General features: G+C 45.4%; 6 protein-coding genes. All 6 read left to right on the top strand.

Annotated elements, in window-relative coordinates:
- Nucleotides 1-873: ABC transporter substrate-binding protein (locus tag RYL27_RS08490; protein ID WP_314966550.1), on the top strand; the 873-nt coding region annotated here is incomplete at its 5' end.
- Between the two features lies 1 nt (nt 874).
- Nucleotides 875-1705, top strand: coding sequence for an ABC transporter permease subunit (locus RYL27_RS08485; RefSeq protein WP_314966548.1), 831 nt, complete (start codon nt 875-877; stop codon nt 1703-1705).
- Nucleotides 1706-1717: 12 nt separating this feature from the next.
- Nucleotides 1718-2533, top strand: a complete 816-nt coding sequence (locus tag RYL27_RS08480) for an ABC transporter permease (RefSeq protein ID WP_314966546.1) — start codon at nt 1718-1720, stop codon at nt 2531-2533.
- Nucleotides 2534-2653: 120 nt separating this feature from the next.
- Nucleotides 2654-3763, top strand: a complete 1110-nt coding sequence (locus RYL27_RS08475; RefSeq protein WP_314966544.1) for an ABC transporter ATP-binding protein — start codon at nt 2654-2656, stop codon at nt 3761-3763.
- Nucleotide 3764: 1 nt separating this feature from the next.
- Nucleotides 3765-4628: a nucleoside hydrolase gene (locus RYL27_RS08470; RefSeq protein WP_314966542.1), complete on the top strand. Its 864-nt coding sequence runs from the start codon at nt 3765-3767 to the stop codon at nt 4626-4628.
- A gap of 93 nt (nt 4629-4721) precedes the next feature.
- Complete coding sequence (locus RYL27_RS08465) at nt 4722-8210, top strand: PD-(D/E)XK nuclease family protein (RefSeq protein WP_314966540.1); 3489 nt, start codon at nt 4722-4724, stop codon at nt 8208-8210.
- The last annotated feature ends 3888 nt before the right edge of the window (nt 8211-12098 follow it).

Raw genomic sequence — 12098 nt, 5'->3', positions numbered from 1 at the left:
CCCATAAAGGAAATCACTTTCCTTTATGGGCCATTTACCCAGAATCTTCCCAACTTTAAGAATCTGGTAAATCAGGATGATCCGGAAACCAACAAGGACTTTGCTTATCCCATTGAGGGCTATGAAGCACCTTACGGAAAGGCCCAGATGGTTTTCTACGGAGATAAGACCAAGGGAGATTTCCCGAAGAATACCGAAGAGCTTTTGGCTTATGCCAAGGCGCATCCGGGACAGATTACTTACCCGGCCCTTCCGGATTTCACCGGTTCTGCCTTTGTGAGAAATGTGATTTACGATATCGTAGGGGTGGAGCCTTTCCAGACCGTAAAGGAAGATAAGGAAGCGGTAAAAGAGCTGGTACAGCCTGCTATGGACTATTTAAAGGAGTTAAATCCCTACCTTTGGAAGGAAGGAAAGACCTATCCCGAGAAGGAGCCCACCATGAGAAATATGGTGGCGGACGGAGAGCTGATTATGGGAATGACTTACTCTGCATACCTTGTATCCAACAGCATTGCAGACGGATCTTTCTCCAACAATATGCAGACCTTTATCTGGGATAAGGGAACCATCGGAAACACCAACTACATTGCCATTTCCAAGAATGCAAAGCACAATGCGGCAGCCCAGGTTGCTATCAATGCCATGCTTTCCGAGGATGTGCAGTTAAACCGTTATGAGACCTTAAAGACCATCCCTGTATTGGACAACAGCAAGCTTTCCAAGGAAGTACAGGAAAAATTTGCCAAGGTGGACTTGGGAGAGGGTGTTTTAGAGCAGAGCGTTCTTTTAGACAAGCGTTTACCGGAAATGCCTGCAGGTCTGGTTCCTATCATCGAGGAAATCTGGCAGGAAGAAGTGGCCGGAAAATAAGATGAAAAAGAAGATTTCCTATTTGTGGATTCTTCCCCAGCTGATTTTATCTACGATCTTCCTTTTGGGAGTTTCCTATGGATTTATAAAAAGCTTTTTAGGGGAAAAGGGCTTAAGCTTAGAGCATTATCAGGAAATCATGCATAGAGGGGATACTATCCCCTCTATTTTCTATACTCTGCGTTTATCCTTGCTTTCTTCCTTCTTATCCTTGGCGCTGGCGATTCTTTTTTCCTTCTTTCTTTTACAATATGGGGAAAAATGGAAAAGATTGGAAGGTTTTTTCAGAATCGCCATTATGATGCCCCATAGCTTAGTGGCATTATTCTTTTTGTTTTTACTGTCTTCCAACGGCTTTTTGGCAAGGCTGTTCTTTTCCTTTGGTTGGATTTCTTCCCAGACGGATTTTCCGGCTCTGGTGTATGATGAGAAGGGGATAGGTATTATCCTTTCCTACCTATGGAAGGAACTGCCCTTTGTCCTGTTCTTCTCCCTGCCCCTGGCCTATCAGGTGGATGAAAAGGCGGGAGAGGCGGCAAGATGCCTTGGGGCAAATCCCTTTCAAGCCTTTTGGAAAATCACCCTGCCCCTATCCATACGGCAGTACTTGGCGGCATTTTTCATCATTTTCTCCTTCTCCTTCGGAGCCTTTGACCTTCCCTATCTTTTGGGTGCTACCAGTCCCAAGGCCTTATCGGTTTTATCCTACCAGGAGCTACAGAGGGGATTTTTACAGCGGCCGGTGGCCTTAGCCTATAATGGGATTATTCTTTTGTTTTCTCTGTTTCTAAGCTACTTTTACTTTAAATTTCTACCGAAAAAGAAGACCTAAGGGGGAGGCGCTATGAATTCTATAAAATCAAAAGGAAGGGCCGGCAGCGTTTTTTACCTTCTCTTTCGTAATCTTTTTTTTCTAAGCTTAGTTCTGCCCCTTTTCTTTTTACTATTGTTCAGCTTTACGGAACGCTATGCCTGGCCGGAGCTCTTTCCCAAGAGCTTTTCTCTTCGAAGCTTTAAAAGCATTCTTTTCCAGAGGAAGGCTCTATTTCAGGACACGCTTTTCAGTATGGTCTTTTCACTTTTGGTTTCCCTCTGTACCGTGCTGGTGGCTTTTTGCACGGCCAAGTACCAAAATGAAGAGGGGCTTAAGGGAAAGGGCATCCTTGCCTTTTTGGTGAATTTCCCCATTATGATTCCTGCAACGGTTTTTGCCATGGGGGCTCAGATTCTATTTTTGAAAGTAAAGATTTTAAACCCATTTCTTACCGTATTTTTGGCCCATGTCCTTTATGCCCTGCCCTATGCGGTAAGTTTTCTGCAAGAAGGAATGAGTAGAAAAATGAAGCTCTATGAAGAGCAGGGGAGGGTCATGGGGGCAGTAGGAGGAAGACTCTTTTGGAAGATTAGCCTGCCCTTACTCTATCCCTACATTTTCCCGGCCTTTATGATGTCCTATATCCTGTCCATGAGCCAGTATATTTTGACTTTGATTTTGGGCGGGGGAAAGGTGAAAAGCTTAAGCCTGATTATGGTTCCCTATATTCAAAGCGGAGAAAGAAATCTGGCCAGTGCCTACGGACTGATTTTTCTATGTAGCAGCTTTCTATTATTTTTCCTCTTGGACTTTTTAGAGAAGGGTATACAGAGGGAGAGAGGCTAAAAAAAGTGATGTCTGAACAGAGCGAAGCTAGAACAGTGTGGGTTTAGACTAGCGTAAAGACAAGTATAAATCTTGTAAAAATAAGAGGGCGTACAGAGCATTTTGTAAAAGGAGTTAAGGGTGGAAATTCGTTTATCTTGTGAAAACTTAGAGCTGGAGCTGGAGAAGAAAAAGATTTTAAAGGACATTTCCCTGGAGGTTCGTTCCGGGGAAATATTGGCGCTTCTTGGAGAAAGCGGCTGCGGAAAAAGCAGTCTCCTAAAGGCAATGCTGGGCTTATATCCCCTAAGCAAAGGAAAAATTTTCTTTCAGGGAAAGGAGATTCAAAATCTCCCCAGCCATAAGAGGGGAATTTCCGTGGTCTTTCAGGATCTAAGGCTTTTCCCTCATTTGAACGTGGGGGAAAATGTTGGTTTTTCTCTGGAATTACAAAAAGTTCCCAAAGCAGAGCGAAATAAAAGAGTGGAGGAGCTTTTAAAGCTTGTACAGCTGGAGGGCTATTCGGAAAGGCGCATTGACAGCCTTTCCGGAGGACAAATGCAAAGAGTTGCCATTGCCAGAGCCCTGGCCATGAATGAGAATATCCTATTTTTGGATGAGCCCTTTTCCGCCCTGGATCCTAATCTTCGGAGGGAAATGGGAGACTTTTTATTAGAGCTTCAGAAAAAAGAGAATCTAACCGTGGTTTTGGTTACCCATGACCAGGAGGAGGCGCTAAGACTTGCCCACCGTATTGCGCTTATGAAAGATGGGGAGATTCTCCAAGTGGATGAGGGAGAGAAGCTATATTACAGTCCTGTGAATGAATATGTGGCAAGATTCATGGGGAAGGGAAACAGTATTTTGGGTAGAGTGGAAAATGGCGTATTTTCCTGTCCCTACTTTTCCTTTCCGGTAGAGAAAGAAGAGGGAAACTACAGCTTCTTTTTTCGGGAGAGACAGCTTAGCTTTAAAGAAGAAATAGGGGAAAGGCAGATAGCAGAAAAGCAGGGAGAAAGTCTTCATGAAGTGGAGGAAGTAAGCGTAACAGCCGAAGCACTAAGCCCCTTTAAGCTTATCGAAAAAGAATACTTAGGGGAGTTTTTCCGTGCCTTCTATAAGAACTCTGCCGGTCTAGTCCTTAGCTGCCTAATCGAAAGGGGAGAGGAGCTTCCGGCAAAGGGCTTCCCTACCCTTAGCTTTAAAGAAGGGGAAGAAAAGATTTTGTTTTTGCTTAAGGAGGGAGAGTAGGATGGAAAGAAGAAAGCTTCTTTTTGACTGCGACAACACCATGGGGATTCCGGACTGTGATATTGATGACGGCCTTTGCCTTCTCTATCTTTTAGGACGAAAGGATATAGAGCTTCTTGGGCTATCCTCTTCCTTTGGAAACAACAAAACCGCTGTGGTCTATGAAAACACGAAGAAGATGCTAAAGGAGAGAGGAAGGGAAGAGATTCCCCTTTGGTACGGTGCGGTTGCGCCAAGACAGTGGGAGAATGAAGCCTCTAAAAAGATACTGGAGACGGTTAAGCGTTTTCCGGGAGAGGTGGACATATTGGTTACCGGATCCACCACCAATATTGCAGGAGCCTATATGCTGGACGCAGAGTTTTTCTCCTATGTGAAGGGCATTTACTTTATGGGAGGGATTACAGAACCCCTGATTTTTGCCAAGAAAGAAATGAAGGAGTTAAACTTCTCCATTGACTATAAGGCTACGGAACTTGTGCTAAAGAATGGCAAGAATCTCCACACCCTCACCGGAAACGCCTGCCTGGCCTTCCTCCTTTCCTATGAAGAATGTCAGAGTAGACTGGAAAAATCTTCCTTAGGGCAGTATATTTTAGGGAAGGCAAAGGACTGGATGCATTATAATGATAGAGTCTACGGCATTCCCGGCTTTTATAACTGGGATATGACCAGCCTTTTGTATTATTTTTATCCGGAGCTTTTCGAAGACTCCCTGCATTGGATTCGCCTTTTGGAGTCGGATCTTCAGGAGGGCTATTTAATAGAGGGAAATGAAGGAGAGGGAAATCAGATTCATTTGCCTAAATTAAAGGATAGTAAAGCTTTTGTGGAAAGAATGTTTGAAGGTCTTAGCGAAGTATAGATTTAAAGAAAGCATAATTTAAAGAAAGCATAATTTAAAGAAAGTATAATTTACAGAAATAGTCTTTAAACTGCTACAGTAAAGGAGGCTTTGATGTCCAAGCTGCAAATCATCCTGGGAGCCGGCGGTTCCGGAAAAACGGAATATTTGATTCGAAAGGCTTTGCAGGAGGCCGGGAAGGATTATCATAGGCAGATTTACTATCTTGTGCCGGAGCAGGATACCCTTGCCATGCAAAAAAGAATCGTATCCCACAGCGAAAATCAGGGAAAGGGCATTTTGAATGTGGACGTTCTTAGCTTCCAAAGGCTCTATTACCGTGCCTTTGAGAATACCAATCAAAAGAGCCCCCTTTCCTTGGATGAGATGGGGAAAATGATGATTCTTCGCCTGATTTTAGGAAAGAAGAAAAAGCAGCTAAGCTATTATCAAAGGGAGGCGGAAAGTCTTTCTTTTATTGAGGAATGTAAGTCCCAGATCTCCGAATGCATGCAGTACAAGGTAAGCCCTGAGGATTTACGAAAATGCGCGGAAAAATCCAAAAGGTCTATAACAAGAGCCAAATTTTTGGATCTGGCCTATATTTATGAAGAGTTCCTGCTCTACCTTTCCAAGACCGGCAGAATCACAGAGGAAGGCTTGGCGGATCAGGGAATATCCGCCCTTTGGAAGGACAATACTTTAAAGGATAGCATCCTGATTTTTGACGGTTTTACCGGCTTTACCCCCATCCAGCTTCTTTGCATAGAGGTTTTGATGGAAAGGGCGGGAGAACTGTATTTTTCCTTGGAGTTTTCCGGGAAAAATATCTCTGCACTTGGAAACGGGAAAAAGCGGGAATCCCTGTTTTATCTTACAGAAGAAGCGATAAAGGAGCTTTATAGTAGGGGAGAGAAGCTGGGAGTGGAAATTCTCCCTCCCCTATCCCTAAATGAATTGGACAGCAGAACAGGAGAGAAAAGAGCGGAGGGGGCTTTACTTCCCCGATTTGAGCAAATTCCTGCTTTACAGACCTTGGTAGAGGGATTTTTGCAAGGAGAAAGTGAAGAAAGCGGAAGCAAAGAAGAGCATAGTCCGACGAGGGAAAGCATGGATAGGAGTAAGGTCTATACCGGAGGAGCCTATCCTTCCGTGCCCCATGGCATTTCTGTCATCGAAGCCGCCAACATTTCCAAAGAGGTGGAGGAGGCCTGTAGCCATATCCGCTTTTTGGTAGAGGAAAGGGGCTATCGCTATCAGGATATCGGGGTGGTTCTTCCGGATGTGGAACTGTATAGGGATGCTTTTTTTCGGCAGGGAAGAAAATTTGCGATTCCCCTCTTTTTGGAGGAGGACATTAAACTTTTCGACTCTCCCTTCAGTAAGGTTCTTCGCTCTGCCTTAGAGGTGATGGAGAAGGGTCTGCTTTACGACTCCTTCTTTCGTTATCTTCGGGCCTTTCCCTACCGGGGCAGGGAGGAAGAGGACAGGATTGATGCCTTGGAAAATGAAGCAAGAGCCAAGGGCTTTAAAGGGAAATCCGCCTTTAAAAGTCTTTTTCAAGAAGAAAGTCTACTAGAAGCGGAAGCCCTCTTCCGTCTTTTAGAGGAAAATGAAGGAAGCCACAGTCTTAAAGAAAGAATAGAAAGCTTGGAAGGCTTTACGGAAAAGCTAATGGCGCTCTTTAAACTGGAAGAGGAAGCTATTTTCCTTAAAAATGAGGGCATGGACTCCCTGTCCCAAAGCTTGGAAAGAAGCGTAAGCCAGATTCAGCTTCTTCTTTCCAAAATGAAGGAGGGCTTAGGAGAAATTCCGGTAAACAAAAAAGAATTTTCCGCTTTTTTCGATATGGCTTTATCTTTAGAAAAATTGCGGCAGATTCCTGCTACAAACGATCAGGTCTTGGTGGGAGACTTAACCCGCTCCCGTTTCCATAATCCCAAGGCCTTTTTGTTTCTAGGCTTAAATGCAGGGCTCATTCCCCTGCCCCCAAAGAAAAAGTCCCTCTTTACCGAGGAGGAAAAAAGCTTTTTACGGCAGGAGCATTGCATCCTGTCTCCCTTAGCCTGGGAGGAAAGCTATATTCAGGAGTTTTACCTGTATCACGCCTTCCTAAGCCCCAAGGAAGAGTTGTATCTGTCTTACCCTTTAAGAATACCAAAGGGCAGGGGAGGGATTTCTCCTATTTTACAGGAAGTATTGCGGCTATTTCCCAAGCTTAAGATACGAAAGCTGGAACGGGAAATACAGGAAATGCAGAGCTTTTCCCAGGCAAAAGCCAGTCTTTCCAAGGAATTACCGAAACTTTGCAAAAGGGAAGCTTTATTCCGTTCGGAGGAAGAGGTCCTTCCTTATTTTCAGCTGGAATCCTTTCAGCTTCTCCATAGCCTCTGGCAAAAGGAAGAGTACAAAAAGGATTTGGAAAAGCTTTTGGATGCTGTTTTTTGGGAGAATCGACATTTGCCCCTAAGCAAAGAACTGTCCAAGGAACTTTACGGAGAAAAAATCAGAGGCTCCGTAAGCCGACTGGAAGGGCTAAATCGTTGTGCCTTTTTCCATTTCCTTCGCTACGGCTTACATTTGCAGGAAAGAAAAGAGGCAGAGATTCAGGCTTTTGATTTGGGAAATCTTTACCATAAGCTGGTGGAAAGCTTTTTTAAGAAGGTAAAGGAAGAAAAGCTGAAGGGAGAGGCGCTTTCCGAGCATTTTCAGGAGTATCTTAATTTCGCCATAGCGGAAAGTGAGCAGGATCCGGAATTTGCTCCCTTCTTAGAGGGGGGACGGAACCAATATTTTTTCCATAAGTTTAAGGAAAATGCAAAAACCATCCTCTGGGCGCTGGAACGGCAGCTTTCTGGCGGGGATTTTCAGGTGGAAGCCCTGGAGCGGGATTTTCACTATGAAAGCGATACCCTGTCCTTTAGAGGAAGGGTGGATCGGGTGGACAGCTATCTGGATGAGGAGAAGAATTATTACCTAAAGGTTTTGGACTATAAGAGCGGAAATACGGATTTTTCCTTGGATCTTTTAAAGGCGGGACTACAGATTCAGCTTCCCCTCTACCTATCCATCTTGCTGGAGGAGGAGAGAAAGAGACATCCGGACTACAAATTGCATCCTGCAGGGCTGTTTTATTTCACCATGGATAACCCAAGCCTAAGCTTTAAGGGGCAGACTGAGGAGGAGCTTTTTCAGGAAAAGCTGAAGGCTTCAAGACCCAAGGGCTTAATCAACGGGGATAAGGACATCATTTTTCGCATGGACAGGGAGCTAAAGGGAGACAGCCTTTTGCTTCCGGTAAAGGAGAAAAACGGCGCTATAGAGGAAAAGGGTTCTGTTGCCAAAGAAGAAAAGATTCTGGCTATGCTTTCCTATGTGCGGGAAAGGGTGGAAGAGGACTGTAAGAGAATCCTGGAGGGGGAGAAGGATATTTCTCCTATTCGAGAGGCCCCGGATAAGACGGCTTGTACCTACTGCCCCTACCACAGCATCTGCGGCTTTGACCCGGACCTCCCCGGCTTTTCCTATAGAAGTCTGGAAAAAGGCGAGGAAGAAGCGATTTGGGACGAGTGGATAGAGAAGTATCAAAAGAAAGGGCAGTAAAATGGCATTGTGGACGGAAGAGCAAAAGGCGGTAATCGCCCATAGAGAAGGAAATCTGCTGGTCTCTGCGGCGGCAGGTTCCGGAAAGACGGCAGTGCTGGTGGAACACGTGCTGTCCCTGATTTTAGAGGAAAATGCTTCCCTTTCCTCTTTGGTTTTGATGACCTTTACCGAGGCTGCGGCGGAGGAAATGAAGGAAAGAATCAAAAAACGGCTGGAAGAGCATTTACAAAATGGCTATGACAAGCGGATTCTTCGGGAAATTGCCCTGCTCCCCACCGCAAATATCAGTACCATCCACGCCTTTTGTAAGCGACTAATCGAGGAAAATTATGCAGGCCTTTCCATAGACGCACATTTTCGGATTGGGGATACCGGGGAAATGTCCCTGCTTCAATCGGATATTTTAGAGGAGCTTCTGGAGGAGGAGTACGAAAAGAAGGAAGAGTCCTTCCTGGCCTTTGTGGACCAGTTTTCCATAGGAAAGAAGGACAAAGGCATAGAGGAGCTGATTCTTAAGCTTTATAACCTGGCCAGCGCCATGCCCTTTCCCAAGGCCTATTTGGAGGGGCTTTTAGAGGAAGACGCCTATTCTCGTAGGGAAAAGTGGGAAAAGGACCTCTACGAAGATATGAAGAGTAGGCTTAAAAATCTGTCTCTCCTCTATGAAGACGCCCTAGACCTATGTCGAGAGCCAAACGGCCCTATAGAGTATGAAGAACGGATTTTAGAAGAAAGGGATCAGTGCCTTGCCCTTGCCCTTGCCAATGCAGATAATCTGGAAGACTTGGTTAGAGGATTGGAGAGTCTAAACTTTGGGCGCCTAAAGAGCACGAAGTCAGAGGGAAAAGAATTGGTAAAGTCCCTTCGGGAAAGAGGAAAGAAGACTCTAAAGACCTGGCAGGAGAACTATAGACTGCTTCCGGAAGAACTGGAAGAGGAAGTGGAGGAAAAGGGACAGAAGCGAATCCTGGAGCTTGTGCGACTTTGCCTTCTCTTTATGGAGCGCTATCAAAAGGAAAAGGAAGAAAGGGCGGTACTGGACTTTTCGGACTTGGAGCATTTTGCCTTAAAGCTTTTGTATCAGGATGGAGACGATGGAGCTATCGAGGAAGAGGCGGAAATTGAGGTGGAGACGGAAACTGAGCATGAGATAGAAGCCGGTAAATATAGAGCTAAGGAGATTGGTAGAGGAAAAGAGCAGGAAGTCCGTTATAGTGCATTGGCGGATGAACTGGCCAAATCCTATCGGGAAATCCTGGTGGACGAGTACCAGGACTCAAACCTTGTGCAGGAATATATTGTTCGTGCCCTATCCCAGGAGCGCTTCGGAAAGCCCAATGTCTTTCAGGTGGGAGATGTAAAGCAAAGCATTTATCGTTTCCGAATGGCAAGACCGGAGCTATTCCTGGAAAAATACCATGATGAAAACTATCCCAAGATTTTCCTTCGGAAGAACTTCCGTTCCGATGAAGGGGTGCTTTCCGCGGTAAATACCCTGTTCTTTAAGATTATGAAAAAGGACTTCGGAGGAATCGAATATGATTTGGAGAACAGTCTATTCCTGGGGAAGCTAAGAACAGAAGAAGCAAGGCAGGAAGAGGATTCTATTACAGGCAATCAGAGACGGGATCAAACGGAACTGCTTCTCTTAGAGCTGGAAAAAACCGGTTCTAGTGATGAAGATGGAGACGGAGATGATGGAGCTGGCACTAAAGAGGAGAAAAACAAGGGAAGCCGGAATCAAGAGAACCGGAATAATTCGTCAGAAGAAGACGGCAACAGCTCCTCCGGAAAATCCCTCAGTAAGCTGGAACTGGAATGTAAGATGATTGCAGCAAAGGTTCGGGAGCTTTTGGAAAAGGGCTATGCCTATAAGGACATGGTGATTCTCCTTCGTTCTCCCCACAGCGTTTCCAGAGAAATGGTGGATATCTTCGGAAAGGAAGGCATCCCTGCCTATGCGGAACTAAAAACCGGATATTATTCTGCGGTGGAGGTGGAGACGATTCTGTCCTTCCTGGCCATCATTGACAATCCAAGACAGGACATCCCCATGGCAGCAGTACTGCGCTCCCCCTTATTTTCCTTTACGGACGAAGAGCTGGGACAGATTGTGCTGGTGAAGGGTAGCCTATACGAAAAGCCCTATGATAAGAGCAAGGAAAATGCGGTAAATCTATCCTTACAGGCAGAAAAAGCATTGCCTCCCGGGCTGGAAGAAAAATGGCAGAACTTCCAAAATAAACTGGAACGCTACCGTAGACTATCCCGTTCCTTAAGGCTTCATTCCTTACTGAGCTTAATCTATGAAGAGACGGATTACTATAACTATGTGCGGGCACTGCCCTTGGGAGAGAAGCGACAGGCGAATCTGGACCAGCTCTTAGAGGATGCCAAGCAGTTTGAAAAGGGAAGCTACAGCGGCTTATTCCATTTTATCCGCTATATTGAAAAGGTGAAAAAGCAGGAGCAGGATCAGGGAGAGGCAACGGTGTTCTCGGAAAAGGATGACCTGCTTCGGATTATGTCCATCCACCACTCCAAGGGACTACAGTTTAAGGTGGTCTTCCTTTCTCAACTCCATAAGACCTTTAACAAGATGGATTCCAAGGCGAAAATGCTTATGGATTCGGAGCTGGGGCTGGCCGCAGATTACTTGGATTTGGAAACAAGAATAAAGTACCCCTCCCTCCACAAAATCGCCATCAAGGAGAAGGGGGAGCGGGAGAGCCTTGGAGAAGAGCTTCGGGTGCTTTACGTTGCCATGACCAGAGCAGAGGAAAAGCTGATTCTCACCGGCGTTTGCAAAAATGAAGAGGATTTAATCAAGAAATTCCCGGTGCAAGAACGGCTGTCTCTGGAGGATATCCGAGGAGCGAGTTCTTATCTTGCCTGGATTTTAATGGCCTATTCCCGGAGCTTCTTTGAAAGTACCAAGACCGAAGAAATCGCCCTTCGTTTTATTTCTAAAGAGGATTTGGAGGAAAATGAAGGAAAAGCCATGGGAGAATCCATTTCCCTTGAGAAAAAGCTCTACGAGTTCTTGGGAACAGGGCGGGAAAAGACAGAGGCGGAAAAGCTTATGGAAGAACATTTTTCCTATGTCTATCCCTTTGAGAAAAGCACCCATAGAAGCCCCAAATACTCCGTATCTTTACTAAAAATGAAGGCTATGGAGGAGCATGGAGAGGCAATTTCTGAAACCGGACAGGAAGGAAGGGCAGTTGCACCGGAATGGGATGAGGAGAAGATAGAAAGAACAGAAGAACTTGATGCGAAGATAAAGAGTACGGAGCAAGGAGTAGATAGTACGGAATCTGCTAGTGAACAGGCAGAAGGATTAGAGCAAGGTGTAGAAGGCAATGCTGAGAGTAAAGCTGAGGGTAAAGCTGAAGCACGGCAGCAGGCCAAGGAAAAGCCCGACAGCCCCTTGATTCAGAAGATGAAAGCAGAAGGAAAAAATATCGGTGCGGCAATAGGAGACAGCTATCACCATGCCTTAGCCTTTTACGATTATTCTAAGGACATTTCCCAGCTATCCGACTTTCTTTCCCCGGAGGAATATGGCTTACTGAATCAAGAGAAGCTTCAGAAGTTCCTGGACTCTCCCTTAGGACAGCTTTTTGCCAAGGCCTATAAGGAAAATACGCTTTACCGGGAACAGCATTTTATGCAGGAAGTGGAGTATAAGAAGCTTTTTCCGGAGGGGGGTACAAAAGGAGAAGATGCAGAAGAAGCCGTATCAAGTAATGCAGGTAATGTGGAAAGCAATGCAGCTAGTATAGAAAGCGATGCGGATAGCCTAAAAAGAAATATCGATAGGATAGAAAGCAATAGAGATCGGAAGAGCACACGTCTGAACTCCAGTCACAGCGATAGATCGCG

This window comes from Oribacterium sinus (assembly GCF_963537195.1).
Lineage (GTDB): Bacteria > Bacillota > Clostridia > Lachnospirales > Lachnospiraceae > Oribacterium > Oribacterium sinus_A.
The sequence above is the reverse complement of the archived record's forward strand: the minus strand, read 5'-3'. Positions and strand labels throughout refer to the sequence as shown.